Here is a 26,500-nt window from a genome sequence, read left to right as displayed (position 1 = left end):
TAAGGAATTCGAAAAACGTTTGTATAGAGGGTGTGTAAAAAAGTATGAAAAGGAGTACACGCTATGAGTAAAGTAAAATGGGGAATACTTGGTACAGCAAATATAGCTAAAAACTGTATGATACCTGGTATGAAAAAATCTGAAAATTGTGATATGTATGCAATTGCAGGAAGAAGTTTGGAGAAGGCAGAAAAGTTTAAAAATGAGTATGGATTTACAAAAGCATATGGAAGTTATCAGGAATTGCTTGATGATAAAGAAGTTCAGGCAGTTTATATTCCACTTCCAAATCATATTCATCTTGAATGGGTAGAAAAAGCACTTAAGGCAGGTAAGCATGTATTATGTGAAAAGCCACTTGCGCTTAATGCAGAAGAAGCAGAAAGAATGTATGCTACGGCGAAAGAATGTGGTGTTAACTTGATGGAAGCTTATGCATATCTTCATAGTGAATATGTAGAAAGTTTGAAAAATGATGTTAAAAGTGGAATAATCGGTAATGTTGATTATATTGAATCAGCATTTGTTACACAGGGTTATGATGAAGATTTTCGTTTATATAAAGAATATGGTGGTGGAGCTTTCTATGATTTAGGATGTTACTGCACAACTATGTTCTTATCGCTTATTGATTCAGATGTAGATTTTGTTAAGGCAGTTGCAGAGTTTTCAGATAGAGATGTTGATTTTAATACAAGTGCTATCTTTAAATTTAAAAATGGAACTCGTGCTTCATTAAATGTTGGTATGATTTTAGACCAAACTTCAAATTCTAGATTTGATAGATTATATATTCATGGAAGCAATGGTTGTATAAAATCAGATGTTGAATATAACCAGAGTGGAGATGTTGAATATAGAATATTTACAAAGGACGGAATTGTAAATAGAAAAATAACAGTAAGTGATAATTATAGCTTAGAAGTTAATCAGGTTAATAGTTGTATTTTAAATGGTGAAACACCTGATATTACTCCAGAGTTTTCAATTAAGAATGCGAAACTCATGGATCAGGTATTAAGTGAGATTGGATATTATTAGGAGATTAGTATGCATTTTGTAGATGCAAAGGGGATTCTATCCGCGCAGAATGCATCTGAACTTCTTGAAAAAGCTCTTCGCTCAAAAAGAAAGAAGTGCATGATTGGTCATTGTTTTGGGTTGGACGATAACAATTCTAATACTCACAGCATTATGAGTCAAGCAGGAGCAAGAAGAGCGGTTAATACCGTTCAACAATGCGATAATGATGCATTTAATCTTAAACACCCATAGGGATACTTTGTTTTAGAAGGAAAGAGGTGTCATGTATGAAAAATAAAAAAATTATATTTGCGGGACTTATATGTTGCATATTTTTATCTGGTTGCGGTAGTGATAATGTTGTTTCAAATAATACATATAAGAAACAGATTGAAGCTACTACGAAACGTGTGAGTTTCAATAATAAAGAGGAACAGTCAACAGAGGATGAACAATCAACTGAAAATGAAAGTGCTCTAAATCAAGAAGATAAGAAAGTATTATATATTGGAAAAGAGGCTGATTATAGATCCACAAAACCAGAGGATTTATTTAAGGATGCAAAAGTTGTGATTAAAGGCAAAAAAATCAAGGATGTTAGTTGCTATGTAGCTGATAACTCGCTTCCTGTACAGCAAGTTGAAATTGAAGTACAAGAAGTATGTAAGGGTGAAGGGATACCTGATAAGATAATAATTGGTTATTATGGAGGAGAAGTTCCATTTAATGAATATGCAAAAACATTGGATAAAGAAGAAATAAAAAAAGAATTTCCTGATTATAACGAAGAAGAATATAAAAATGTGTATATAGGAATAGAAGATTCTGACGAAAATGTTAAACTAGAAGATGATGAATCTTATATGTTGTTTTTAGCAAATGATTCCGATAGTAAAGGAAATTATTTTGTCTTGGCTGATGGATATGGAGCTAGAAAAATGAAAGATGGAAAACTCTATGATTTTAATACAAATGATTATATAGAATTTGATTTTAATAAATGATGCTAATATATATTTCAAGGAAGGGTACATTCGCAATGGAATGTACTCTTCCTATTTTATATTCTATTCCTTTAAAGCTTTTATCATATCAATCTTTCTAATCCTCATAGATAGTAGCAAAATGATAATAAGTGAACATATTGTTATTGTTGTGCAAACAATTAACAGATTAACACCTAATATGTTTGGATAGATTTTTATAGTATCATTTGAAAATGTATCACAGTAAACTTCAAGGAATTTAAATCCAAATGGTAGTCCTAGTATCGCACCGAAGACTAATATTAGAATACTTTCAAATGATGCTAATTTACGTATTTCATCATAATGAAAACCAAGTACTCTGAATGTATTATATTCATTGGTTCTTTCAAGAAAACTTAGGACACCCAAGTTATATAAAACAATAATTACCAAGATAAAAGCGATTACTTTCATAAGAGTAAATACACCAGAAATTGCATGACTAAAATCAATGAGATTATCTTCCTGATGCTTAACACTAATAGTCTGAGAAATTCTGCCATCGTCTTTAAAATCAATATACTTTTTAGAAAGTATGCTTGTAGGTTTAAACGTTGCACCAGAACTCATAAAGCATTTATCTTTAATATAAAGAGACTGAGGCATTGAAGATGGTATTATTCCAGCAATTTTAAATGTATAAGTCTGATTTGAGAATGAAGGAAATACTTCAATGTAATCACCTTTCTTCGCATCAACTGAATTAGCCATTCCTTCAGTTATATAAATACCACCATCACTAAGTGGTTCACCATCCACAGTTTTTAAGTTGATAAAATCCCCATCAGAGAAAATAGTGATTGGTTTATGATAAACATCATTCTCAGCAAATGCCACGCGCGCCTGAAGTGTTTCAATTAATTGTCCATCAAGTTCCTTATTAAGTTCATTTACGCTTCTTTGATCAACAGCAGGATTTAAAGTATATTTGTATGAATAAGTAAATTCATCACTATAACTTTTCTTGGTAAGTGAGTTGATTGAATCAGGTGTACCAAAGCCTATCATAAGAAGCATAAAACTTCCGCATACGCTTATAATTCCAAGAATTATTCGAGTCTTATGATATGAAGCATCTCTAATGGTCCACTTCATGCCAAAACCGAATTTATTCCATATGTGTGGAATCTTCTCAAGGATAGATGTTTTATTGTGTTTTCGCTTATCCTTCTTATCTTCAGCAGGAAGACCAGTTAATGTTTTTCTTGCTGCACTCATTGAAGTTAATACGGATAAAATAATTATAAGCATAATTACAATTAAAGTATTAACTGTATGCATGATTGGCCACTCTGGCAGTGCAATAATTTTCTTTTGTGATTGTTGTATTGCCTTTGTAAATGGAAATGAAAGTATAAAACCTAAAACAGTTCCAATTACACTTAAAAACAAACCATACATCGAGTAGTAGATAAGTAAACTAATATTTGAAAATCCCAAAGACTTTAATGTATTTATATCAGCACCCTGTGCGTCTATTAATCTTTTGATGGTTGTACGCATCGATAATAAAGAAAGTAGAATAAACAGTACCGAGAATAGAAGTGATACTCTTTTTAAATTATCGACCTGGTTTGAAACAAAAGAAACATCCATTAATGTATCCCTGTTAAAATATGCAATAAATCTTTCACCTAAAATTTCATTTATATTCTCTTTAAGATTTGAATTCTTACTTTTGATTTCTAAGAGGTTAAAAATACCTTGTGGATTAAATGCATTAACAACATCATTACTCATGTATCCATAACCATAGTTTTCATGTGCAGGCATGTAGTAATCAGAAGAACCTACAAAGTGAGCTCTTTCTGAAGACATTATTAAACCTGCAACAACTGGATTAACTGAAATATTATTATAGTTAATACTTATAGAATCACCAACGGAAATCTTATTAGCCTTTGCATATTCAGGATCAATCCAGATACTGTTATTACTATTTGAATCATAATTCTTACCCTCTAAAACTTTTACGGATGAAATATTCGTATTATCATTTGAGTCAAGTATGAGGTAAGAATCATCGCTAACAGAAGCAGTAATTCTAATACGCTTTGTAATATCTTCAATACCTTTTGTTTGTTTTATCTTTGCAATATCCTCATCAGTAAAATATGTAGCCTGAACCCATTCATCAGCAAGGTTTGTATCTTTATTAAATGTATCAAATTCATGCTTCATACCATAATAAACTCCCTCTAATCCACTAAAGATAATTACGGAAAGCATGGCAAGTAGTACAACACTTAAAAACTGAAACTTAAATTGCTTGATACTTCTAATCATTTTTTTAAATAAGAAAAACATATCTAAATCCTTTCTATGTTCTATTTTTCATCTGAATAAATCTTTCCATCCTGAAGTCTTATAACGTGATCAGCAATCTTTGCAACTTCAGGATTATGAGTAACAACAACGACCGCAGTGTCTTCATTCTTTGAGTATTTCTTCAGCAAATGAAATATCTTATCGCCGGTTGCTACATCTAAAGCTCCAGTTGGTTCATCGCATAGAAGTAGTTTTGGAGATTTAGCTACAGCTCTTGCTATTGCAACACGTTGCATTTCACCACCGGATAATTGATTTGGAAAATTTTTCATTCTTTTTTCTAGTCCAACATCTTTTATTATTTCTTCAACCTTATCAATGTTACCGTTAAGATTAGCTGCGATTCCTACATTTTCATATGTATTTAAATTTTCTACTAAGTTGTAAAACTGGAAAACAAATCCAACATTTTTTCTTCTGTAGTTTGTAAGTTGTTTGTCTGAAAAATTTGATAAATCTTTATTGTTTATTAGTATTTGCCCACTTGATGGTCTGTCCATGCCACCAAGAAGGTTAAGCATTGTACTTTTCCCAGAGCCGGATGGACCAAGTATAACTGTTAATTCTCCTGATTTGATTTCTGCTGAGACATCGTTAAGAGCGGAGATTTCCTCACTACCTGATTTGTATTTTTTTACTATATTTTTTAAATAAATCATAAATCCTCCTTAAATCATTTATATAAATGTGACACACTTGTATATTTTTGTAATTATATTTATAATAAAAAATGTATCAAGTCAATGAATTTGCTAAAAGAGACACGAATTTATAGGATGTGTGTCTTTTTCGAAAATAGACCAAAAAATAAGGTTTGGGAGGTATATTTATGAATGAATCCAGTAATCCTAGCGCCATAAGATCAAAGCAGGAGATAACTGAAGCGATGCTTAGACTTATGGAAAAAGAATCATATAATGACATAACTGTTAAGCAGATAGTTCTTGAAGCAGGAGTAGTTAGAAAGACATTCTATAGAAATTTTGATTCGAAGGAAGATCTTCTCGATGCGATTATAAATTCAGTAATGGATGACTATATAAAAGAACTATTTTTTACATCATATAAATCAGTTCCAGATGTGCTTGTGAAATTTTGTATTACGCATAAGAGAGTAATAAAGTTACTTGATAAGAATAACCTTATGTATAAGGTAGTTAATAAGATTAATGAATATATTTTAAGACGTCATAAGGAGATTGAATTATCAGGAATGGTTCCGGATACATTCTTTGAGGGCCTTGATGTAAAATACATTATTATGTTTAATGTTGGTGCAATATGGAATGTTGTTTGCGCCTGGGTTCATGGAGACATGAAGGATGATCCAAAAGAAATAGTAAAAACTCTAACCATATACTGTGCACGTATTGGCCAGTATGCTGAGAAAACTATGAAAAATAAAGGGTAATGATACACAAAAAATAAAGATGTATACATAATAGCAGCAAATGATGTATAATATTAGGATAAATAATGGACGGAAAAATTGATTACTAGTCAATTGTAAAAAAAATGGGAGATGTAAAATTAAATGAAAGCTTTAATAATTAATTGTAGTCCGGTTAAGACGGGGGCGACTGCAGAAATTGTAAAGACTGTTTCAGAGGAGATAGCAGATAGATATGATGTAAAATCTATCTGTATTGAGGATTATAAGTTTGATTATTGTAGAGGTTGTCGAGCTTGTCATGAAACAGGTGAATGTATTATGCATGATGATGTTCAGATTCTTATGGATGAATTCGAAGATGCTGATACTATTATTTCGGTATCACCTTCATACTGGGCAGATGTACCGGGTCAGTTTAAGGCCTTTATCGACAGATGTACACCTTGGTGCAATACTCATGAACCACATGCATCAATTAGTGCAGGTAAGAAAGGATATTCTATTGCATTAAGAACAGGTCCAAGCATGAGAGAGTGCGAAAGAATTATTCAGAGTATTGAACATTTCTATGGACACCTTGAAATAGAATGTAGCGGAAATTTAGGTTTCTGTTCTGTTGAGTTTAAGGAAGACCTTGAACCAAGAAAAGGAGAGTTATTAGAGTTTTGTAAGCAGATAGTATAACCAGAAAACTGGTTTTACATATAATAAATTTGAAAGGAAGTAGAATTATGGTAACATTTTTAAGATTAAGAAATATCTAATTGCATGAAGCTGTTTGGTAAATGGTTTCATGCTTTCATGCGCAATTAAGAAACATATTTATCAAAAGGAGAAAAATTATGATATTTCAGGACAATGTAATTAAAAAATATTTAGAGAACGTTTATTATGTATCAGGTACACCAACAGGAGGTAAGTCAACTGTTTCAAAGGCACTTGGAAAGAAGTATAACATTCCAGTGTATGATGTTGATGAACACTTTGATCTTCATAAGGAGATGTCGGATGAAAAGTATCAGCAGGCTATGAATACGGAATTTGCTGATGCGGATGAATTCTTTGGAAGAACTGTTGAGGAGTATAAGAGCTGGTTAATTCAGAATGCGAGAGAACAGTGGGACTTTATAGTGCTTGACCTTATAAGACTTTCAGCAAATGGACCAATTATCTGTGATTGCAATCTTCCTATTGAGGAAGCTGAGGAAATTACAGATCCATCAAGAATAGTTTTTATGATTAAGGATCCAAAGCAGTTATGTGAGGATTACTGTAACAGACCTGACCATCAGGGATTTAATGATTTTATTCATAGTGCTACTGATTTTGAAAAGGCTAAGGATACGGTTAATAAGACATTATATTCATTGAATTTTAAGGCTTATACTGATATAAAGAAAAGCTCATACTTCTGGCTTGAGAGAGATAATAAAAGAAGTGTTGAGGAGACGGCGAGACTTGTTGAGGAATACTTAGGATTTGATAAGGAACTCTCTAAATAGTTTATTAGGATATTTATGGCCCAGGGAGAAATCTCTGGGCTTTTCTTGGATTTTATATTCTGTTACATATTTCTTGAAGAGGAAATATAATGTTTTATCTGCTTTGGTTTAATGAATGATATAGACAAACATATGTTCTTGTTGTATAATTAAATATGTATTATGAGGAAGAACTTAAATGGCTAATGTAAGGAGATATTTAGACAATGGATAATAAGGGCGAAGTAGTTATCTACCAGACGGAGGACGGATTGAGTAGATTAGAGGTTAGTCTACAAAATGAGACGGTATGGCTGACGATAGACCAAATGGCTGAGCTGTTTCAGAGAGATAAATCTACGATTTCTAGACATATTAATAAGATTTTTAAAGAAGGAGAACTGGTTCGTGAGTCAACTGTTGCATTTTTTGCAACAGTTCAAAACGAGGGGGGAAGAAAGGTAGAACGTAATCTTGAATATTTTAATCTTGATGTCATTATTTCTGTGGGATACCGCGTGAAATCTCAGAGAGGTACCCAGTTTCGAATATGGGCAAATTCTGTATTAAAGGAATATATTATCAAAGGATTTGCCATGGATGATGAACGGCTAAAAGGAAACGGTGGTGGAAATTATTGGAAGGAACTTTTAGATAGAATACGTGATATCCGTTCTTCCGAAAAGGTACTTTACAGACAGGTTTTAGATCTTTATGCAACTAGTGTGGACTATAACCCTAGAAGTGATGAATCAGTACAGTTCTTTAAAATTGTTCAGAATAAGTTACATTATGCAGTACATGGTCATACTGCAGCAGAAGTGATATATGAAAGAGCAGATGCTGAAGAACCATTTATGGGATTAACTTCATTTGCTGGAGAGTTACCAGCATTAAAAGATATTGGAATAGCGAAGAATTATTTAAAAGAGGATGAACTGAAAATTCTTAATAACCTTGTATCTGGTTACTTTGACTTGGCAGAAATCAATGCTATAGAGCATAAACCGATGTATATGAGCGATTATGTAGAACAGTTGGATGCTATTCTTACTTCCGGAAATCGAAAACTATTAGAGGGACCAGGAAAGGTTAGCCATGAAGAGGCTATGAAGAAGGCGAAGACAGAGTATCGAAAGTATCAGGAGATTACCTTGTCACCGGTAGAAGAAGAATATTTAAAGAGTATTAAAGGTGTGGAGAAAGAAGTCAAGAAAAGAAAGAGAAACACAAAATAAGGAGGTAGTATATGCAGTTTGGAATGCCAACATTAATTGAAAATCGTACACTTGAAGATAATGTAAATTTGTGTAAAGAGTTGGGACTTAAGTTCATTGAATTAAACATGAATTTCCCTGAGTATCAGATTGATAAGCTTGAAGATACAGAGAAGTTTATTGAACTTGCTGAGAAAACTGGAATTTACTACACTATTCATCTTGATGAAAATTTGAATATTGCTGACTTTAATAGACTCGTTACAGATGCTTATCTTGAAACTGTGAGAAGAACAATAGAGGTTGCTAAAAAGTTTTTAGTTTTAAAGAATAAGTATGGGGATAGAAGTCAGCCTCTTACATTAAATATGCATATGAATCATGGTATATATATTACTCTTCCTGACAGAAAGGTTCAAATGTATGATAGGGACTTTGAAACTTACATGAAGTCATTTGTTGAGTTTAAATGTAAGTGTGAAAAATGGATTGGTGATAGTGATATCAATATTGTTATTGAAAACACTGATGGTTTTAGAGAATACGAAAAAAAGGCAATTGATTACATGCTTGAAAATGATAAGTTTGGTTTAACTTGGGATATTGGTCATTCAAAAGGAATAAAGGAAATTGATGTTCCATTTATTACAAAACATGAAGATAAACTTATGCATTTTCATATTCATGATGGTTCAGAAGAACCACCAAAGAATCACCTTGCACTTGGTGATGGTGAGATAAATTTACATGCAAGATTGCAGCTTGCAAAGGGTGTTAATGCAAGATGTGTTCTTGAAACAAAGACAATTGAGGCTTTAAGAAAGTCGGTTGATTGGCTTAAGGAAAATTTATAAGGTGGAGATTTATGAAGACATTATATGTATCAGATCTTGATGGTACACTTTTAAGAACGAACCAGAAGACATCTGATTTTACAAATAAAATTATTAATGAACTTGTTGAAGAAGGCTTACTTTTTTCATATGCCACAGCACGTTCATATAATACATCTCATAAAGTAACTGAAGGGATGACAGCGGATTTTCCTTTGATTGTATATAATGGAGTATTTGTTAGAGATAATGCTTCTGGTGAAATGCTTTTGAAGAATTTCTTTGATGAAGAAATTAAAGAAGTTGTTTTAGAATTGATTGAACATGATTTGTCACCTATTGTTTATGCATATGTTGATGGAGTTGAAAGATTCACATTTAATATTGATGAAGTTAATGATGTAACTTTAGAATTTGCATTAACAAGGGAAAATGACAGTAGATATAGACCGATTAAAAGTTTAGAAGAACTAATTGCAGGCGAGATTTTTTATCTAACACTTATTGATGATGAGAGTAAACTTAAGCCATTCTATGATAAGTATAAGGATAAGTATCATTGCTTTTTTCAAAAGGATATGTATACGGGAAATCAGTGGCTTGAAATTATACCAAAGAATGCATCTAAAGCAAATGCAATAAAACAGTTAAAAGATATGCTTAACTGTGATCGCCTCGTTGTATTTGGTGATGGTGTTAATGATATTGATATGTTTGAAATTGCTGACGAAGCATATGCTGTAGAGAATGCAGTTGATGAACTAAAGGAAATAGCAACAGGCGTTATAGCATGTAATGATGAAGATGGTGTTGCTAAGTGGTTATATGAAAGGGTAAAGGGAGAAAGCATCAAATAGGAATTAAAAGAAATGGATTAAAACGCAAGGATCTTTATAGGAGATTTGATTAGAGTAAATGATTTATTTTGAAGACAGAGTTCAGAAGTATATTGATATGAGATATAAATTGTAGGAGGTGTTCGTATGGCAAATGTATATGATGTATGTCCTGGTTTTGAAAGTGATAAGTGGTTATTACGATTAACAAAGAAAGAAGATTCAGAAGAATTATTAAGCGTTTATTCTGATAAGAATGCGCTTCCATTCTTTAATAGCGATAATTGTCATGGGGATAATTTCTATTATCCTACAAAGGAGAGGATGGATTCAGCAATTGATTTTTGGATTTATTCTTATGGTGAAGGTTATTTTGTAAGATGGACAATTATTGATAAAAGTATAGGAAAAGCAGTTGGTACAATTGAATTGTTCCACAGAGAGTCGGATGGTAATTTTGGTGAAGTTGGAGTATTAAGACTTGATCTTGGAAGTGCATATGAAAGAGAAGATGCTATTAGCGAAATCCTTTCAATCATTATTGAACCAGCATACGAGCTTTTTGATTGTGATGAAATTATTTCTAAAGTTCCAATTTATGCAGTTGAAAGAATTGAAGCATTCAGTAAGTTTGGCTTTACAAAAAGTGAAGTTTGTTTGAATGGACTAGAGAATAAAAAATTTTATGACTATTGGATTGTAAAGAAGTAAATGGAGATTGTTTATGATAAGAGAAATTACAGAAGATGATTTTGAAAAATGCATAAATGTTATAAGAGAAAGTTTTATGACGGTGGCAGAAGAATTTTATATTACAAAGGAGAATGCACCAGCATTCACTGCTTTCGCTACTGATGAAAATAAAATGAAACAGTGGAAGTATGAACAACACAGACCTATGTATGGATATTTTGAAGATGGGAAACTAGTTGGTTATTATAATTTAATGATTAATGAAGATATGTGTGAAGTTGGAAGTTTATGTGTACTTCCAGAGTATAGACATAAGAACATAGGAAAAGCATTACTTGATGATGCTATCAGTAAGGCAAAAGAATTACATAGTAGTAAAATGATACTAAGTATTGTTGAAGAAAACAAAGTTTTAAGAAAATGGTACGAAGATCAGGGATTTGTTCATCTAGGGACTAAGAAGTTTGACTTTTTTCCATTTACATGTGGTTACTTGGGGATGGAATTGACAGAATAGGAGAAGACTATGGAAACAATTAATAACGCAAAAGATGTTAAGAATCAGTATGCTACATCTGGAAATTTAAATACAAGAATATCAATACATGATAAGTATTCGACTAATAAACAGGGATTTAGTAATTTTATAGTTTCAAATTATAAAATTGAAGAAGGAATGAAAGTGCTTGAATTAGGTTGTGGTACAGGAAGCATGTGGAAAGGTCATGAAGATTTAATCAAGAAATGTTTAAAGATTGTATTATCTGATTTCTCTGAAGGCATGGTTGATACAATTAGAGATAATATTGGCGAAGCAGATAATATTGAGTATAAGGCAATTGACATACAGAACATCCCATATGAGGATGATACATTTGATATTGTTATAGCAAATATGATGTTATATCACGTGCCAGACCGTAATAAGGGCTTATCAGAAGTAAAAAGAGTTTTGAAGAATGGTGGACTTTTTTATAGTGCAACATATGGAGAACATGGTATAATAGAGTATCTTTCGAAGGTGCTTGGTAAGTATGGTGTAGAGGATACTGTTGATAAGAGTTTTACTCTTCAAAATGGTGGAGAGACTCTATCAAAGTTCTTTGGCGAAGTTACAAAAGTTAATTATGAGGATTCACTTGCAGTAACTAATCTTGATGATATAGTGGATTATATTTATTCACTTTCAAATATGACATCGCTAGAAAGTATACCTAGGGATGAGATTAAGGATGCTTTAGCAAAGCACATGAAAGATGGCATATTAAATGTTCCAAAGGAATATGGATTATTTATTTCAGTTAGTATATGAATGATTTATAAAAGATTTATTGGAGGAAAGAAAGATAATGAATGAATCTGTAAAGGAAAAGATTGAATTGTTTGTTGAAAACAAGGAATTTGATACATTTACACAATCTAATATGAGTCTTTTGATTCCAATATCTAAAATCGGTAAGGATTCGGAAGTTTTTAATGATAAATTAGGGTTTTATAGAATAGTAATAGATTTTAATTTACAAGCAAAACATCATAATCATTATGTATCTATAATCTGTTCACCGTATATAAAATTTCATGAAGAATTATCAAATGATTATTATGTTATTTTGATAGAGAAAGATTTTTTTGAACAAATTTATTTTATGTATGATGTGGATTCAAAGGTGATTCCTAAATATGATAATATTTATGTTGAGATATGTAATGATATTCTTAAATATTTGAATATGTTTGCATTTGAATCTTCAAAGTCTATGCCAAATTCAAATGTTACTATAGGAGCACATGAAACTCTTATAGGCCATTGGATTATTAGAAGTATGCTCGGTGAATCGGTGGATATGAGAGCAATTTCTTCAGATTATTCTGTGGCTAGAGCACAGCATTATATAGAGCAACATTATTCTGAAAAAATCACTGTGGAACAGCTGGCTAGATTAACTTATATATCTTCATCAAGTTTATCACATAAGTTTAAATCTGAGATTGGAGTGTCTCCGATTGATTATCTGTTAGAAGTTAGACTTCAAAAAGCTCAAAATATGATGCGAAGAAAAAATGTATCATTGACGGATGTTGCAGAATCATGTGGGTTTTCAAGTTTATCACATTTCTCAAAATATTTTACAGATAAGATGGGGATGTCACCTACAGAATATCAAAAACATTATGTTTAGAAGATGATATGAAAAAATTGCAGGATTATATAAATTCGAAGCAGGATTCATAAAGCATATTGAAATTATGTTTGTTATAATATTCAAAAATTGATAGGAGGAAAATATTATGACAAAAGAAGAAATGATTGCTTTTATGAATGCAAATCCTGTAATGCAGGTAGCTACTGTTGAGGATGATAAACCTAGAGTTAGAGCTATTTTACTTTTTAAAGCAGATGAAGATGGAATAGTATTTCATACAGCTAACACAAAGGATTTTTGTAAGCAACTTATGAAAAATCCAAATGTTGAGATATGTTTTAACAGTCCTGATACTCAATTACGAGTAAGAGGTGTTGCACATATAGATGATAGCCCGAAACTTAGGGAGGATATTTTTGCACATCCAACACGTAAATTTTTACAGGCATGGAAGGATATGGGGATAGATAATTTACTTACTGTTTTTCGTGTGACAAATTGTGTTGGTACAACTTGGACTATGCAAACAAATTTTGAGGCTAAGGAATATATAGAGATAACTAAACATTAAGTATGATGTGAATTAGAATTGTGGAAAAACAATCAAAGGAAAAAAATATGGATTAATAAAAACAATGTCCTAAAAATATGGGACATTGTTTTTATGTGTGATATAATGAAAAAGGTATAGTTTATACTATGTAACATATGGAGGTAAAAGAATGAAAGAAAATGTAAAGAGTAAAATTGATTTGTTTGTTGAAAACAAAGAGATACTTAGGAAGGGTAACAAACTTGAATCAGAGTTAATGACAGTTGCATCAAGTCTTGTTTACACATCAGCTAGGGCTAAGGTTGATATTGAAAAATTTAAAGAGTGTAGAAAGATTTTAAAAAAGAAAGCGGGGATGTTTTCGTCTTTTAGATCAACATCTGAACTTATGGTTGTAAGTAAGATGGCAATTGCGGATAATCCTGAAAAGTATATTGATGATATTCAGGCTATTTATAAAGTTTTAACTAAAGGAACTTTAAGTGATTCTGGTTATTTTATTTTAGCAGCCATGAGTATATATGAAACTCATAAGATTGATGATAGAAATGATCTTTCTGAGTTGGTTGATATTATAAATAATCAGAAAGATTTATTTAAAAAGTTAAATAAGAAACATCCTATTTTAACTTCAACAGATGATGTTCCATTCCAGATGCTTGGTGTTCTTGAAGGTAAGGAAGTAGATGTTTTATTTGAAGAAATTGAAGAAGGATATAATTATTTAAAGAAAGACTATAAGAAAGATAAAGTTGATTCAGGCATGGCTTATAATTTAAGTCAGGTTTTAGCTGCATCAAGAGGTGATATTAAGGAAAAATGTGATAAGGCTATGCAGATTTATAAGGCATTTGCTGCACATGGTACAAAGTATGGTAAGTCATATGAGTTTGCTTCAATTGGTGCATTGGTAGATGTTGATGAAGATGTTGATAAATTAGTTGAGGAGATTATTGAGGCTAATGAGTATCTTGAGAAAAAGAAGGGTTTTGGCAATTGGTCTTTAGGCGCTACAAAGAGATTAATGTTCGCCGCAATGCTAGTTGCAGATGAATATGATAAGGATGTAAATGTTACAGGTAGTGCAGCGCTTACAGGTACTCTTGCAACAATTATAGCTGAGCAGGTAGCTCTTATGATGGTTGTTATTTTAGCAGCATCAGCCGCAGCTTCATCGAATAATTAATAGTTTACATAAAATATAAAAAGCTAGATTAAATGAGGTATGACATGAATGTTTCATTAGAAGAAATTAGTACTTGGAATAAAGATGATGTAATATATGTTGATACGAGAGGTGAGATCGCGTATAATCACGGACATATTGATAGAGCGGTTGCACTTGAAAAGGTGACAGATGTGGAAGATAAGCTTCCACTAGATGTCACAAAGAAGTATGTAGTTTATTGTACATACGGGAAAAATAGTAAACCTATTGTTGATGAATTGAGGAATTTGGGTTACGATGCGTATAACCTTGAAGGTGGATTTAGATCATGGCTTCTAGCGTATGCTACAGGTTACGATGAAGATGAACTTTTAAGATATGATCGTCAGATTATTTTGCCTCAGATTGGAAGCGAGGGTCAGAAGAAACTTAAAAATGCAAAGGTTTTAATTGTGGGGGCTGGAGGCTTAGGGTCACCAGTTGCCTTATATCTTGCAGGAGCAGGCATTGGTAAGATTGGAATTATGGATGCTGATAATGTTTCTATGACTAATCTTCAAAGACAAATTGCTTTTAATGAAACGATGTTAGATGAAAATAAGGCAGAAGCAACTAAGAAGGTTTTAGAAAAATTAAATAGTAAAATTAGAGTACAAGCTTATAAAGAATTTTTAACTCCTGATAATGCTGAACGTATAATATCGGATTATGATTTTGTTATTGATGGAGTTGACAATTTTGAAACCAAGTTTTTGATTAATGATACTTGTGTTCTATTAAAGAAACCATTTTGTCATGCAGGCATACTTAGATTTGAAGGTCAGGTCATGACTTATGTCCCAGATAAATCTTCGTGCTATAGATGCATATTTGAAGAAATACCTGATAAGGGTAGTATTCCAAATTGTTCTGAAGCCGGTGTGATAGGTGCTATGGCTGGTACCATCGGAAGTATTCAGGCACTTGAGGCCATTAAGTATTTTACCGGTGCTGGAGAACTACTAACTAATAGGATGTTTGTGTTTGATGCGCTTTCCATGAATACAAGAATTGCAAAACTTCCTAGCAAGAACCCTAATTGTCGAGTATGTGGTGAGCATGCAGACATTATTAATATAAAGGAAAATCGCGAAGAATATTTAATAGAAGGTTGTAGTGTAAAGTAAGGTAAAAGTATTTGCTATATGAATAAGTAATTGCAAGTAATATATATTAATAATTATACAATTTTATTTTAGAATGATAAAATATGTATGGTACATAATTTAGAAACTGACTAGGAAAACAGAGGTTTATTTTATAGCCTCTGTTTTCTGCAGTAATGAGGTAGTAATATGAGCAAATATGAAATAATAAAATCATGTGATGATATTGATTTTGAGCAAGTAAGAGATATTTTGAATTTTTATGGATTAAGCAATTTTGATACGAAAACCCAGCAAATGGTGTTTGAAAATAGTTATGCAGTAGTTTTTATAAAAGATAAAGATAAAATTATAGGAGTTGGTAGAGCTATATCTGATGGGATATGTCAGGCTTCTTTGTTTAATATAGCGGTAAGGGATGAATATCGAGGAGTTGGTTTAGGTAAGGTTGTTTTGGATAATTTAATAAATCAGTTAGAGGGTTGTACCATTACGCTTTATACTCATCCAAAACATTTTGGTTTATATGAGCATTGGGGATTTTCTAAAATGAAAACAGGTTACGCTATGTATCATGATGAAGAGTATTATAGAAAAGAAGGATTTATAGATTAGAAAATAAGATTTATAGAAATATAATAAAATACTTGTAATTTTTAAAAAATTAATTATAATTGTATTTGCACAAGAGTGCCAAGCAGTTCGGGTCCGATATCCTGCTTGTAAAATATTAAAACCAAAGGAGAATTAATATGAAAACAATCAAACGTGAGTGGAAGGAGTTTAAAATCCTTCTAAACAATGTACCAACATTGGTGACAACTATCTTTATTCTGTCCGTTGTGTGCATGAACTTAGTGGCTAGTAAGGAACTTTATAGTTCTAGGTTTGTATGCATCAATTGTGGTCTGGCTTTATCATGGATTCCATTTCTTTGTATGGATTGTATCTGTAAGAGATTTGGAGCTAAAGCGTCTACAAAAATTTCACTTTTAGCAATTTTATTTAATGTTGTAACAGCTATTGCTTTTAAATTATTATCAATGACACCAGGTCGTTGGGCTGGCTATTATAGTGCTCCAGATGAAAAAACTGGTGATTATATTAATGCAAGTCTTAATGGAGCATTTGGTATGGCATGGTATGTCGTATTAGGTTCAGCTGTTGCTATGTTTTTATCTGCAATAGTTAATTCATTAGCAAATGAAGCCGTTGGTCGTATGGCAGATAAGGGTGATTTTAAGGGCTTTGCAATTAGAAGTTTCTTATCAACTGGAATCGGACAGTGGGTTGATAACTTTGTATTCTCAGCACTTGTTTCACATATGTTTTTTGGATGGAACTGGATGCAGGTATTTATATGTTCAATAACATCTATGCTTATTGAACTTGCAGCTGAAGCTATATTCTCACCACTTGGATATCGTATTTCTAAGAACTGGGAGAATGAAGGTGTAGGCGTAGAATATATTAAATTAGTAGATAATACAAAAAAGGCTGCATAAGCCTTTTTTGTGATTTTAATGGAAGGTATATATATGAAGTTAGAAGAATTATCAGGTATTGAACTAGGTAGGGAAGTGAATAGTGGTAATATTACACCAACTGAAGTGATTGATTATTTCGCTGATCGAATAGAAAAGAGAAATCCAAGTATCAATGCCTTTACTTATACTAAAATTGAAGAAGCTAAAGTTGAAGCGAAAAAGCTTGAAGAGAGAATAGCGAAAAAAGAAGATGTGGGACCATTTGCTGGGGTTCCTGTAGGACTTAAGGATTTTTTACCATCTAAGAAAGGATGGACTAATAGTCATGGTGGCGTTAAGTCTTTAATTATGGAAGACCCTGAAGATTCGGCTTTTTATGCAGCAGCAAGGGAGGCTGGTGCAATTGCAATTGGTAAAACTAATGCACCTGCATTTGCTTTTAGAGGAACTTGTGATAATAAGCTTTATGGACCAACAAGTACACCTTTTAAAGTTGGTTATAACTCAGGTGGCTCATCAGGTGGAAGTGCAGCAGCAGTTGCAGATGGTATGCTTCCTATGGCAGAAGGTTCTGATGGAGGTGGCTCAATTCGTATTCCATCATCATGGTGTTCATGTTTTGGATTTAAGGCATCAGTTGGAACTATTCCAAGTGTTTGTAGACCGGATGGATGGACGGCGACACATCCATATTGTTTTAATGGAGCAATCACAAGAACTGTTAGCGATAGTGCAATGATGCTTAATTATATGGCAAAGTACAATCCAAGAGATCCACTAAGTCTAGATCATGGCAAGAAGGATTTTACTGAACTTATGAAAAAGCCTATTGCTGATTGGAAGATTGCATTTACTACTGATTTTGATGTGTTTACTGTTGATAAGGAAGTAGCGCAAATAGTAGAGAGTGCAGCTTTAAAACTTAAGCTTGCTGGAGCATGTGTTGATTACGTTCATTTTAACTTTAAACATAGTCAGGAAGAATATGCTAATTTGTGGTGCAGAAGTATATGTATTGATACGGCAATTGATATGGAACTTTGGAAGAAGGATGGTTTTGATTTGATTAAAGATCATCGTGAGGAACTTCCAGAGGAATTTATATATTGGAATGAACTAGCACTTAAATCAACTATTATGGATTATAGATATTTTAATGATTTAAGAACGGAGATTTTAGATGCGCAGCAGGATGTGTTTGATAAATATGATATTATTATTGCACCTGTAACGATTTGTCCGCCCGTTAAGAACGCAAATGATTTTAATACAAAGGGACCTGAATGTGTTAATGGGGTTAAGGTGGAACAACTTATAGGATTTTGTGAAACATTCTTTGAAAACTTCACTGGTAATCCTGCTGCTTCTGTTCCAGCTGGATTTACTAAGGATGGGCTTCCGGTTGGAATGCAGATTATTGGAAAGAAATTTAGAGATGAAGATGTGTTTGCTGTAGCTTATGCCTTTGAGCAAATAGCTCCTTGGAGTTATGAAAAGGCATATAATAGAAAGATAGATTAATCTAAATATTTGTATGTATAAAAGGAGATTACTCATATATTTGAGAATCTCCTTTTTATGTAATAAAGGTATTCTATAGTTGTTTTAAAAATAATTCGTGTATTCGTGTGTCGATACCTATTTCTGGATGAAAAGATAATCCGATTTGATTTTTATATTTAACTCCAACAATTTGTTCATCAACTTTAGCAAGAATTTTAACATCATCAGAAACATCTTCGATTATTGGAGCACGTATAAAAGACATTTTAAATTCAGGAAGTTCACCAACTTTTCCAATTGCATTAAAACTTCCAAGTTGCCTTCCGTAAGCATTTCGTTTAACTGTAACAGGAAGAGTACCAAGATAAGTGTTAGGGTCATTTGCTATACGCTCTGATAAAAGTATAAGGCCAGCGCATGTTGCAAGGACTGGTATGCCACTGTTGATTAGTTCTTTTAGTGGATTATACATATCAAGCTCACGGATGAGTTTTCCCTGAACGGTGCTTTCACCACCAGGAAGAACTAGCGCATCAATATTTTTGATATCATCCTTTTGTCTTAATAGGATAGTCTCTGCACCTAGCTTTTTTAGAACATCTTCATGTTCAGCAAATGCTCCCTGAACTGCAAGTATTCCAATTCTCATTTTACTGACCTCTTTCTTCCATGATTAATTTGATTTCATTTTCATTAATACCAACCATTGCTTCACCTAGGTCTTCTGAAAGTTTTGCAATTAGTTCTGGGTCATTATAGTTTGTAACTGCCTGAACAATGGCAGCAGCTCTTTTAGCTGGATCACCAGATTTAAAAATTCCTGAACCAACAAATACACCCTCAGCACCTAACTGCATCATAAGTGATGCGTCGGCAGGAGTCGCAACGCCACCAGCTGCAAAATTTACAACTGGAAGTCGTTTGTTCTCATGAACATATTTAATTAAATCATAAGGAACACGATATTCTTTAGCAGCTTCATAGAGTTCATCTTCTCTTAAAGAAGCAACTCGGGCTATTTCTGAATTCATTTTCCTTATATGTCTTACAGCTTGAACAACATCACCAGTTCCTGGTTCTCCTTTAGTTCTTATCATAGATGCACCTTCGTTGATTCGTCTAAGTGCTTCGCCTAAATCTCTAGCTCCACATACGAAAGGAACTTTAAACTCTTTTTTATCTATATGATAAACATCATCTGCAGGAGAAAGAACTTCTGATTCATCTATATAATCTATTTCTATAGCTTTTAATATTTGCGCTTCAGCGAAATGTCCAATTCGACATTTTGCCATAACAGGAATTGAAACTGCTTCTTGTATTCCTTTTATCATTTTAGGGTCACTCATGCGTGATACACCACCAGCTGCTCTTATATCTGCTGGAATTCTTTCAAGTGCCATTACAGCACAGGCTCCAGCTGCTTCTGCAATCTTTGCCTGCTCAGGAGTAGTTACATCCATAATAACTCCACCTTTTAACATTTGTGCTAATCCTTTGTTTAATTCATATTGTTCTGACATTTCTCTACCTCCGATTGAATTATGATAGTAATTATGTTATAACTAAAGTGGCATATTTAAAATATCCAAAATAAAGGTTTTTGAGATGCCAGATTGGAGGTTCACATATGTTAACTTATGATTTGTCTTGTGCTTCTGGGCCGATATATGTTTATTTGTATCAGTGTCTTAAGAAAGATATTTCAGAAGGCAGAATTGAGCCGGGAACAAAGCTTCCATCGAAAAGAGCATTTGCTGGGAATTTGGGAGTAAGCACTATTACAATTGAGAATGCATATGGCCAGTTAGAGTCAGAAGGATATATCCAGTCGGTACCCAAGAAGGGGTATTATGTTGTGGATATTCCGAATTTAGGCATTAAGAAAGGTACGGTTAAGGCCGTTAATAATAGATCTGAAAGTAAAGTGGCGGATTACTTATTTGATATTTCGTCGAATAAAGCGGATGCAGGAAGTTTTCCTTTTTCGGTTTGGAGTAAACTTATGAGGGAGACACTTTCAGAGAAAACTGAACAGCTACTTGATAATTCTGAAAAGACGGGTGTCTTTGAACTTAGGGTTGCGGTTGCGGAGCACCTATCTTCTTATAGAGGTATGGACATTAATCCTGATCAGATTATTATTGGTGCAGGAACTGAGTATCTTTATGGTGTGCTTGTGAATCTTCTTGGAAGGGATAAGGTATTCTGTGTTGAAAATCCTGGGTATATGAAGCCTAAGCAGATTTATGAGAGTAATAATGTTAAGTGTGTTTATGCTGATATCGATGAGCAGGGAATTAGTGTTAATAAGATAAAGGAAAAGAAGGCTGATGTTATTCATATTTGTCCGACGCATCATTTTCCAACAGGTATTACAATGCCTGTTAGCAGAAGGTATGAACTTCTTGCGTGGGCGAATGAGAAGGATGGAAGATATATTATTGAGGATGATTACGATAGTGAGTTTAGGGTTAATGGTATGCCGATATCTCCATTCTTTAATATTGATGCGTGTGAAAAGGTTATATATATGAATACTTTTTCAAAGTCGCTTGCTTCAACTATGAGAATAAGTTATATGATTTTGCCGGAGCATTTGCTGAAGAAATATAAACAGGAACTTGGATTTTATTCATGTACGGTTCCAACATTTGAACAGTATACTTTGGCGTCATTCATATCAAGGGGATATTTTGAAAAGCATATTAATAGAATGAGAATTTATTATGGCAAGAAGAGGAAGGCGCTTATTGATGCAATTGAGCATGAACTTCCAAAGGATAAATATGAAATCATTGAGAATGACTCGGGGCTTCATTTTAATTTGAAGTTAAACATAAAAATGAGTGATTGTAAGTTTAAGGAATTACTTAAGAGTCATGGCATTATAGTTCAGGCGGTAAGTGATTATTATATGGATGAAGTGAAGGATTATCATATATTCATAGTTAATTATTCGAGTATTGATATTGATATGTTGATGGAAAAAATTAAAATGCTTAAGAAAGTTTTATAAGAATTAAAAAGTATTCATTTTGGTTAAATAAAATCTGTAAGAAATAGAATATGCAGTGCAAATTTGTTATAATAAAAATAATTGGAGGAGTATACTGATGAAGAAGAAATTACTAGTTACATTATGTACAGTTGCTGCTTTAAGTGTTTCAGCTTGTGGCAGCAGTTCAAAGAATGATGTGGAGAGTACTAAAGCCACAGTAAGTAAGAATGAAGAAGTTAAACAGACCGAAAATACAGATGCTGAAACAATAGAGGCTACTACTGAAAAAGAGACAGTTGAAGAAACAACAGAAGCAACTTTTTCAGAAAGTGATGTAGCAGCAATTGAAGTTAAATCTAAGGATTTGCACGATGGAGTTTGGGATACCAAGATTACAAATACAGAGGAGGGCTCAAATGTATCACCACAGCTTTCATGGGAAGCAGTTGAAGGTGCTGATTCATATGTTGTATATATGGTTGATAACACAGCAGGTAGCTGGATGCATTGGAAGTCAAAGGATGTAAAGAAAACAAAATTGAAACAGGGATGGGCTGATTCTGAAGAATATGTAGGTCCATATCCACCGGGTGGTACACATGAATATGAGATTTATGTTATTGCATTAAAGAATCCTGTTTCAGAAGTATATGGAGAGTTTGATAAAAGCAATATTGGATTTAGAGATAATAAATTTAACTGTAATATAACGGATGATGGGGAAGAAGGTAACATTCTTGCTATAGGAACTATAAAAGGAACTTATACAGCAGGAGAATAAGTGAGGAATAGTTTATGATAAAAGTTTTATTCATCTGCCACGGCAATATATGTAGGTCTACAATGGCGCAATTTGTCATGCAGGATATGGTTAATAAATTGAATATAGCGGATAAGTTTATAATAGATTCAATGGCTACAAGTACTGAGGAGATTGGAAATGGACCTCATTATGGTACGGTTAATAAAATGAGAGAGGTTGGAATTGCGGTACTTCCTCATAGGGCTACTCAGCTTAAGAAATCTGATTACGCTAATTGGGATTACATTATAGGTATGGATAAATGGAATATAAAAAACATTAATAGAATTATTGGAGAGGATAAAGATAATAAGGTATCGATGTTGCTAGATTATACTGATAATCCAAGAGATATCGCAGATCCATGGTATACTGGAAATTTTGATAAAACATATGATGATATCGTGGAAGGACTTGATGCATTTTTAGACTTTGTACTAAAAAGAGAAGGTTAGTAGATTGTTTGTTTAGTGTATTTATGGGGGACAAAATATGGTAATGGATATGATTTATAGACATCTGATTACGGTGTTTATGATTATTTTATTTTCATTGAAACTATGGTACAGGAAATCATTTAGGGATGTAGAAACTAAATTCTTTTGGGTAACAGTAGTAAGTTGCATTGTTTTGGTGATAGAAGATTCTTTTGAAACTATGACTGCTAATTATGAATCCCTGAGGTTTTGGAGAACCTTGCTTTCAGTTATAGGTTATACATTTCGTTCAGTTGCAGCTGTTGGATTGTTGCTCGTTGTTATGCCAAAGAAAAAACAAAGCCCATTGGTATGGATTCCGTGTTTTATAACGCTGTTAGTTTCAGGGACAGCGTTCTTTACAGACATAGCCTTTGGGTTTGATGAAAACTATGCTTTTTACCGTGGCCCTTTGGGATTAGTAGCATTTGCTGTTCCTATTCTTTATTTGGTTATGATTTTATGGACTACTCGTAAATTTGTGATTGAAGAAAAAGGATATGAAAGATTAGTTATTCCGATATGTGCATTATTGTGCTTGGCATCTTCTCTTGTTGATGCTTATGCAGGTGGTATAAGACTTAATGAAGCTATTATGATTAGTAGTATTTCGTTTTATGTTTTTTTATACACTCATGATAATAGAAGAGATTCATTGACGGGGCTTTTAAATAGACAGGCGTTTTATGAGGATAGCGTAGTATTTGCTAAAGATATAAAAGCAGTTGTGTCTCTAGACATGAATGGACTTAAGGAGATAAATGATAAACAGGGACACCAAGCTGGAGATAAAGCGTTAGCTACAATTGGTTTATGTATTGAACAAGCACTAGGTTATGACGCTCAAGCATATAGAGTAGGTGGGGATGAATTTTTGATTCTGGTATTTCATAATAGTAAGGATAGAATTAAAAAAGCAACTGACTCAATAAAAGAAAGTATAAATAATAATGGATATTTTATTTCTGTGGGATATTCACTTGTGGAAGGAAATGAGGATTTAGAAGAAACTATTAAGAAGTCAGATAAAGCTATGTATGAAGATAAGGCTTTATTTTACAAACAACGAGGAAACGATAGAAGAAGTAGGTGATTTTTTATCTTTTTTAGAAAAATAAAAATTTATGCAATTTGCATAATCTAAATTTATTGAGATATTATAAAAAAATTATGTTTACTAAATCGTTAAAGTGAAATAAGGCAAAAATTCTTATTATATTAAAATAAATCAAAGAAAAATGACATATTTTTAAGTTAACGGAAACTATAAGGAAAAAATAGTTTCCGTTTTTCTTGACTATTTTTTAACGTACATATATTCATTGTTAATGTTGCACAAAACGAGTATTTTCTATACATTAAAATAAATAAATACTTCTGAAAAAAGCCGAAAATGCCCTAGAATGCTTGAAATTCCGTAAAAATAGTTTATAATTAGAGAAGGTTGTGTGGTAACGATGATTAAATCGTTCATGCAATTATAATTTATACAGTTTGCTAAGAGATTTTTACTGGAGAGTAACAGGTAAATAGTTTAAAAAAGAAAAAAAGTGAGGATGAATATGAAAAAGGATTTGAGAAACAAAATCTTAGCGACAGCAGCAGGGGTGACATTATTTACAACTATGGCATTAGGCCATAACACACCATGGGGAATCTTTGGTGGATCAGAAAGTTCTGGTAAAGTGACAACATACCAGTATGCAACAGCTGATGATTTAGGAAGTGCAAACAGCTTCGCAGTAGTTGCAGAGGAGTTTAAAAAAGATAACCATATGGAAGGTACATTTGCTACAGGTAGTTTAATTACTAAAGGTGATATTTGTGGTATCACAGGTAATGTACAAGGATATATTAATCCAAATGAAAATCTCATTTATATCGGTGATGTAGATGATATTAGTAATTTACAGACTAACAACGGTGTTGATACTGATCTTTTAGTTCTTCCTAAGGGAACAACTTTTGATTATTCTTTTAATAATAACACTGGTGTTTCAGTTTCATACAATGGAAAGACTGCAAATTATAATAGTCAGGCTAGTATGAATGTAAAAGAAATTACAACAACAGATAAAACAGATTATAAGATTGATTTTTCAAAGGCTATGAGTTCACTTTCTACATATGCAAATGCTAGAATGGGTGAAGATACAGTTGGTAAAAATACAACAGTAGTTAAAGATAGCATGGATGTTGATTTTAATAATAGAAAGATTGTCGTTGACTGTGGAGCAGGCAAGAATGTAATTACAATCACAGCTGATGAACTTGAAAATTACATGATTGATGTTAAGGGTCCATCTAATGAAGCTTTTTCATTAGTAGTTAACGTAACAGATGCAAACAAAGGAACATATAACTTTAATAGAAGAGTAACTGTAAATGGAAACAATGATGGTTATGGTGTTTGTGGTGGTTTAGTATTATTTAACTTTGCTGGATCAGAATCAACACTTACTTTCCAGCAGGAGAATATCGGTGTTGTTTTAGCACCTAAGGCTGATGTAGTAGTTCAGTCTACACATAACGGTTCAGTATTTGCTAAGACAGTTAAGAATGATGGTTGTGAAATTCACCAGAATCCATTTAAGCAGTTCGTTGAGAAGCAGGAAGAAACAACAACTGTTGAAGAAACAACAACAGTTGAAGAAACAACAACAGAAGAAATTACAACAGAGGCTACAACTGAAGAGACAACTACAGAGGAAATCACAACAGAGGAGCCTACAACAGAGGAAGTTATAATTGAAACAGAGGCTACAACAGAAGAAACAACAACAGAAGAAATCACAACAGAAGAGCCTACAACAGAAGACGTTATAATTGAAACAGAGGCTACAACAGAAGAAACAACAACAGAAGAAATTACAACAGAAGAGCCTACAACAGAAGAAGTTGTAATTGAAACAGAAACAACAACAGAAGAACCTACAACAGAAGCAGTAGTAATTGAGACTACAACAGAAGAGACAACAACAGAAGAAATCACAACAGAAGCTCCTACACAGGATGTTGTAATTGAAACAGAAGCTACAACAGAAGCTCCTACAGAAACAACAACAGAAGCTACAACACAGCAGAAGACAACAGAAGCTCCTACACAGGACGTTGTAGTTGAAACTCAGACAACAACAGTTAAAGCAACTGAAGAAGAAACAGAAATGGTTCTTGATGAAGAAAGAGAATCTGAAGAAGATTACGAAGAGGAATCTGAAGAAGAAGAGGAAGAAACAGAAACAGATTCTTCAGAATATGTAGAAGATACAACTCCTCAGACAGGTGATAACGCTAATATTCCACTTATGGCTATGGTATGCGTTGTATCTCTTGCTGGTGTTATAGTTCTTAAAAGAGTTAAAAAAGAAAACTAAAATAAAATATAAAAC

General features: G+C 32.8%; 28 protein-coding genes. 24 read left to right on the top strand and 4 right to left on the bottom strand.

The genetic code is table 11. The annotated features are described in order from the left end of the window. Positions 1 to 63 precede the first annotated feature (63 nt). Genes B5D16_RS02460 through B5D16_RS02450 form a run of 3 tightly spaced genes read left to right on the top strand, consistent with a single transcriptional unit; the run spans position 64 to position 2,027 of the window. Positions 64 to 1,041, top strand: a complete 978-nt coding sequence (locus tag B5D16_RS02460; RefSeq protein WP_078765383.1) for a Gfo/Idh/MocA family protein — start codon at positions 64 to 66, stop codon at positions 1,039 to 1,041. A gap of 9 nt (positions 1,042 to 1,050) precedes the next feature. Further along, positions 1,051 to 1,275 carry a hypothetical protein gene (locus B5D16_RS12625; protein WP_078765382.1) on the top strand — a complete coding sequence of 75 codons (225 nt, stop codon included), beginning with the start codon at positions 1,051 to 1,053 and terminating at the stop codon, positions 1,273 to 1,275. A gap of 35 nt (positions 1,276 to 1,310) precedes the next feature. Further along, a complete protein-coding gene (locus B5D16_RS02450; protein WP_078765381.1) occupies positions 1,311 to 2,027 on the top strand; it encodes a hypothetical protein in 717 nt (238 codons plus the stop codon). 63 nt (positions 2,028 to 2,090) lie between these two features. Here the strand turns inward: B5D16_RS02450 and B5D16_RS02445 are convergent, their stop codons facing one another. Together B5D16_RS02445 and B5D16_RS02440 are read right to left on the bottom strand one after the other, a co-directional pair. Then, positions 2,091 to 4,337: an ABC transporter permease gene (locus B5D16_RS02445; RefSeq protein WP_159444260.1), complete on the bottom strand. Its 2,247-nt coding sequence runs from the start codon at positions 4,335 to 4,337 to the stop codon at positions 2,091 to 2,093. 41 nt (positions 4,338 to 4,378) lie between these two features. Then, complete coding sequence (locus B5D16_RS02440; RefSeq protein ID WP_078765379.1) at positions 4,379 to 5,038, bottom strand: ABC transporter ATP-binding protein; 660 nt, start codon at positions 5,036 to 5,038, stop codon at positions 4,379 to 4,381. A gap of 170 nt (positions 5,039 to 5,208) precedes the next feature. Between B5D16_RS02440 and B5D16_RS02435 the strand changes: the two genes are divergently transcribed. From B5D16_RS02435 to B5D16_RS02360, 16 genes are all read left to right on the top strand, one after another. Further along, positions 5,209 to 5,790 carry a TetR/AcrR family transcriptional regulator gene (locus B5D16_RS02435; protein ID WP_078765378.1) on the top strand — a complete coding sequence of 194 codons (582 nt, stop codon included), beginning with the start codon at positions 5,209 to 5,211 and terminating at the stop codon, positions 5,788 to 5,790. A gap of 123 nt (positions 5,791 to 5,913) precedes the next feature. After that, a complete protein-coding gene (locus B5D16_RS02430) occupies positions 5,914 to 6,456 on the top strand; it encodes a flavodoxin family protein (RefSeq protein ID WP_078765377.1) in 543 nt (180 codons plus the stop codon). A 158-nt stretch (positions 6,457 to 6,614) separates the two neighbouring features. Further along, positions 6,615 to 7,274, top strand: coding sequence for a P-loop NTPase family protein (locus B5D16_RS02425; protein ID WP_078765376.1), 660 nt, complete (start codon positions 6,615 to 6,617; stop codon positions 7,272 to 7,274). 206 nt (positions 7,275 to 7,480) lie between these two features. After that, on the top strand, positions 7,481 to 8,491 hold the full coding sequence (locus tag B5D16_RS02420; RefSeq protein ID WP_078765375.1) for a virulence RhuM family protein: 1,011 nt from the start codon (positions 7,481 to 7,483) through the stop codon (positions 8,489 to 8,491). Between the two features lie 11 nt (positions 8,492 to 8,502). Further along, complete coding sequence (locus B5D16_RS02415; protein ID WP_078765374.1) at positions 8,503 to 9,324, top strand: sugar phosphate isomerase/epimerase family protein; 822 nt, start codon at positions 8,503 to 8,505, stop codon at positions 9,322 to 9,324. An 11-nt stretch (positions 9,325 to 9,335) separates the two neighbouring features. After that, positions 9,336 to 10,160 (top strand): Cof-type HAD-IIB family hydrolase, encoded by an 825-nt coding sequence (locus B5D16_RS02410; protein WP_078765373.1) that lies wholly within the window; start codon positions 9,336 to 9,338, stop codon positions 10,158 to 10,160. 126 nt (positions 10,161 to 10,286) lie between these two features. Continuing rightward, positions 10,287 to 10,850, top strand: a complete 564-nt coding sequence (locus tag B5D16_RS02405) for a GNAT family N-acetyltransferase (RefSeq protein WP_078765372.1) — start codon at positions 10,287 to 10,289, stop codon at positions 10,848 to 10,850. Between the two features lie 13 nt (positions 10,851 to 10,863). Next, positions 10,864 to 11,349, top strand: coding sequence for a GNAT family N-acetyltransferase (locus tag B5D16_RS02400; RefSeq protein ID WP_078765371.1), 486 nt, complete (start codon positions 10,864 to 10,866; stop codon positions 11,347 to 11,349). A 9-nt stretch (positions 11,350 to 11,358) separates the two neighbouring features. Beyond that, entirely contained in the window at positions 11,359 to 12,144 is a 786-nt protein-coding gene (locus B5D16_RS02395; RefSeq protein ID WP_078765370.1) for a class I SAM-dependent methyltransferase, read from the top strand. Between the two features lie 37 nt (positions 12,145 to 12,181). Continuing rightward, a complete protein-coding gene (locus B5D16_RS02390; RefSeq protein WP_078765369.1) occupies positions 12,182 to 13,012 on the top strand; it encodes a helix-turn-helix domain-containing protein in 831 nt (276 codons plus the stop codon). A 109-nt stretch (positions 13,013 to 13,121) separates the two neighbouring features. Beyond that, the gene (locus B5D16_RS02385; RefSeq protein WP_078765368.1) at positions 13,122 to 13,547 is read left to right on the top strand and encodes a pyridoxamine 5'-phosphate oxidase family protein; all 426 of its coding nucleotides are present in this window, start codon (positions 13,122 to 13,124) and stop codon (positions 13,545 to 13,547) included. 151 nt (positions 13,548 to 13,698) lie between these two features. Beyond that, on the top strand, positions 13,699 to 14,715 hold the full coding sequence (locus tag B5D16_RS02380; protein WP_078765367.1) for a DUF4003 family protein: 1,017 nt from the start codon (positions 13,699 to 13,701) through the stop codon (positions 14,713 to 14,715). A gap of 44 nt (positions 14,716 to 14,759) precedes the next feature. After that, positions 14,760 to 15,863, top strand: a complete 1,104-nt coding sequence (moeB, locus tag B5D16_RS02375) for a molybdopterin-synthase adenylyltransferase MoeB (protein WP_078765366.1) — start codon at positions 14,760 to 14,762, stop codon at positions 15,861 to 15,863. Between the two features lie 168 nt (positions 15,864 to 16,031). Continuing rightward, positions 16,032 to 16,457: a GNAT family N-acetyltransferase gene (locus B5D16_RS02370; RefSeq protein WP_078765365.1), complete on the top strand. Its 426-nt coding sequence runs from the start codon at positions 16,032 to 16,034 to the stop codon at positions 16,455 to 16,457. A gap of 137 nt (positions 16,458 to 16,594) precedes the next feature. After that, on the top strand, positions 16,595 to 17,347 hold the full coding sequence (locus tag B5D16_RS02365; protein WP_078765364.1) for a VUT family protein: 753 nt from the start codon (positions 16,595 to 16,597) through the stop codon (positions 17,345 to 17,347). 33 nt (positions 17,348 to 17,380) lie between these two features. After that, on the top strand, positions 17,381 to 18,850 hold the full coding sequence (locus tag B5D16_RS02360) for an amidase (RefSeq protein ID WP_078765363.1): 1,470 nt from the start codon (positions 17,381 to 17,383) through the stop codon (positions 18,848 to 18,850). A gap of 73 nt (positions 18,851 to 18,923) precedes the next feature. Here B5D16_RS02360 and pdxT read toward each other — a convergent pair whose 3' ends face one another. After that, the gene (gene pdxT / locus B5D16_RS02355) at positions 18,924 to 19,481 is read right to left on the bottom strand and encodes a pyridoxal 5'-phosphate synthase glutaminase subunit PdxT (RefSeq protein ID WP_078765362.1); all 558 of its coding nucleotides are present in this window, start codon (positions 19,479 to 19,481) and stop codon (positions 18,924 to 18,926) included. A gap of 1 nt (position 19,482) precedes the next feature. Then, the gene (gene pdxS, locus B5D16_RS02350) at positions 19,483 to 20,355 is read right to left on the bottom strand and encodes a pyridoxal 5'-phosphate synthase lyase subunit PdxS (RefSeq protein WP_078765361.1); all 873 of its coding nucleotides are present in this window, start codon (positions 20,353 to 20,355) and stop codon (positions 19,483 to 19,485) included. Positions 20,356 to 20,462: 107 nt separating this feature from the next. On the opposite strand from pdxS, the gene pdxR reads away from it, so the two are divergent. From pdxR to B5D16_RS02325, 5 genes are all read left to right on the top strand, one after another. Then, complete coding sequence (gene pdxR, locus B5D16_RS02345; RefSeq protein WP_078765360.1) at positions 20,463 to 21,851, top strand: MocR-like pyridoxine biosynthesis transcription factor PdxR; 1,389 nt, start codon at positions 20,463 to 20,465, stop codon at positions 21,849 to 21,851. A 97-nt stretch (positions 21,852 to 21,948) separates the two neighbouring features. Next, positions 21,949 to 22,614 carry a YbhB/YbcL family Raf kinase inhibitor-like protein gene (locus tag B5D16_RS02340; protein WP_078765359.1) on the top strand — a complete coding sequence of 222 codons (666 nt, stop codon included), beginning with the start codon at positions 21,949 to 21,951 and terminating at the stop codon, positions 22,612 to 22,614. A gap of 14 nt (positions 22,615 to 22,628) precedes the next feature. After that, positions 22,629 to 23,090, top strand: coding sequence for a low molecular weight protein-tyrosine-phosphatase (locus tag B5D16_RS02335; protein ID WP_078765358.1), 462 nt, complete (start codon positions 22,629 to 22,631; stop codon positions 23,088 to 23,090). A 37-nt stretch (positions 23,091 to 23,127) separates the two neighbouring features. After that, positions 23,128 to 24,204, top strand: a complete 1,077-nt coding sequence (locus tag B5D16_RS02330) for a GGDEF domain-containing protein (protein WP_078765357.1) — start codon at positions 23,128 to 23,130, stop codon at positions 24,202 to 24,204. A 469-nt stretch (positions 24,205 to 24,673) separates the two neighbouring features. Further along, positions 24,674 to 26,485, top strand: a complete 1,812-nt coding sequence (locus tag B5D16_RS02325) for a choice-of-anchor A family protein (protein ID WP_159444259.1) — start codon at positions 24,674 to 24,676, stop codon at positions 26,483 to 26,485. Positions 26,486 to 26,500 lie beyond the last annotated feature (15 nt).

The organism is Eubacterium uniforme (genome assembly GCF_900167115.1).
Lineage (GTDB): Bacteria > Bacillota > Clostridia > Lachnospirales > Lachnospiraceae > Eubacterium_S > Eubacterium_S uniforme.
The sequence above is the reverse complement of the archived record's forward strand: the minus strand, read 5'-3'. Positions and strand labels throughout refer to the sequence as shown.

Excerpts from the sequence above, each read along its gene's own strand:
- B5D16_RS02450 (WP_078765381.1), top strand. The coding sequence starts at position 1,311 with ATGAAAAATAAAAAAATTATATTTGCGGGACTTATATGTTGCATATTT.
- B5D16_RS02400 (WP_078765371.1), top strand. The coding sequence starts at position 10,864 with ATGATAAGAGAAATTACAGAAGATGATTTTGAAAAATGCATAAATGTT.
- B5D16_RS02435 (WP_078765378.1), top strand. The coding sequence starts at position 5,209 with ATGAATGAATCCAGTAATCCTAGCGCCATAAGATCAAAGCAGGAGATA.
- pdxT (WP_078765362.1), bottom strand. The coding sequence starts at position 19,481 with ATGAGAATTGGAATACTTGCAGTTCAGGGAGCATTTGCTGAACATGAA.
- B5D16_RS02420 (WP_078765375.1), top strand. The coding sequence starts at position 7,481 with ATGGATAATAAGGGCGAAGTAGTTATCTACCAGACGGAGGACGGATTG.
- B5D16_RS02380 (WP_078765367.1), top strand. The coding sequence starts at position 13,699 with ATGAAAGAAAATGTAAAGAGTAAAATTGATTTGTTTGTTGAAAACAAA.
- B5D16_RS02330 (WP_078765357.1), top strand. The coding sequence starts at position 23,128 with ATGGTAATGGATATGATTTATAGACATCTGATTACGGTGTTTATGATT.
- B5D16_RS02390 (WP_078765369.1), top strand. The coding sequence starts at position 12,182 with ATGAATGAATCTGTAAAGGAAAAGATTGAATTGTTTGTTGAAAACAAG.
- B5D16_RS02445 (WP_159444260.1), bottom strand. The coding sequence starts at position 4,337 with ATGATTAGAAGTATCAAGCAATTTAAGTTTCAGTTTTTAAGTGTTGTA.
- pdxR (WP_078765360.1), top strand. The coding sequence starts at position 20,463 with ATGTTAACTTATGATTTGTCTTGTGCTTCTGGGCCGATATATGTTTAT.
- B5D16_RS02395 (WP_078765370.1), top strand. The coding sequence starts at position 11,359 with ATGGAAACAATTAATAACGCAAAAGATGTTAAGAATCAGTATGCTACA.
- B5D16_RS02410 (WP_078765373.1), top strand. The coding sequence starts at position 9,336 with ATGAAGACATTATATGTATCAGATCTTGATGGTACACTTTTAAGAACG.
- B5D16_RS02360 (WP_078765363.1), top strand. The coding sequence starts at position 17,381 with ATGAAGTTAGAAGAATTATCAGGTATTGAACTAGGTAGGGAAGTGAAT.
- B5D16_RS02405 (WP_078765372.1), top strand. The coding sequence starts at position 10,287 with ATGGCAAATGTATATGATGTATGTCCTGGTTTTGAAAGTGATAAGTGG.
- B5D16_RS02430 (WP_078765377.1), top strand. The coding sequence starts at position 5,914 with ATGAAAGCTTTAATAATTAATTGTAGTCCGGTTAAGACGGGGGCGACT.
- B5D16_RS02365 (WP_078765364.1), top strand. The coding sequence starts at position 16,595 with ATGAAAACAATCAAACGTGAGTGGAAGGAGTTTAAAATCCTTCTAAAC.
- B5D16_RS12625 (WP_078765382.1), top strand. The coding sequence starts at position 1,051 with ATGCATTTTGTAGATGCAAAGGGGATTCTATCCGCGCAGAATGCATCT.
- B5D16_RS02385 (WP_078765368.1), top strand. The coding sequence starts at position 13,122 with ATGACAAAAGAAGAAATGATTGCTTTTATGAATGCAAATCCTGTAATG.
- pdxS (WP_078765361.1), bottom strand. The coding sequence starts at position 20,355 with ATGTCAGAACAATATGAATTAAACAAAGGATTAGCACAAATGTTAAAA.
- B5D16_RS02425 (WP_078765376.1), top strand. The coding sequence starts at position 6,615 with ATGATATTTCAGGACAATGTAATTAAAAAATATTTAGAGAACGTTTAT.
- B5D16_RS02340 (WP_078765359.1), top strand. The coding sequence starts at position 21,949 with ATGAAGAAGAAATTACTAGTTACATTATGTACAGTTGCTGCTTTAAGT.
- B5D16_RS02415 (WP_078765374.1), top strand. The coding sequence starts at position 8,503 with ATGCAGTTTGGAATGCCAACATTAATTGAAAATCGTACACTTGAAGAT.
- B5D16_RS02460 (WP_078765383.1), top strand. The coding sequence starts at position 64 with ATGAGTAAAGTAAAATGGGGAATACTTGGTACAGCAAATATAGCTAAA.
- B5D16_RS02325 (WP_159444259.1), top strand. The coding sequence starts at position 24,674 with ATGAAAAAGGATTTGAGAAACAAAATCTTAGCGACAGCAGCAGGGGTG.
- B5D16_RS02370 (WP_078765365.1), top strand. The coding sequence starts at position 16,032 with ATGAGCAAATATGAAATAATAAAATCATGTGATGATATTGATTTTGAG.
- B5D16_RS02335 (WP_078765358.1), top strand. The coding sequence starts at position 22,629 with ATGATAAAAGTTTTATTCATCTGCCACGGCAATATATGTAGGTCTACA.
- B5D16_RS02440 (WP_078765379.1), bottom strand. The coding sequence starts at position 5,038 with ATGATTTATTTAAAAAATATAGTAAAAAAATACAAATCAGGTAGTGAG.
- moeB (WP_078765366.1), top strand. The coding sequence starts at position 14,760 with ATGAATGTTTCATTAGAAGAAATTAGTACTTGGAATAAAGATGATGTA.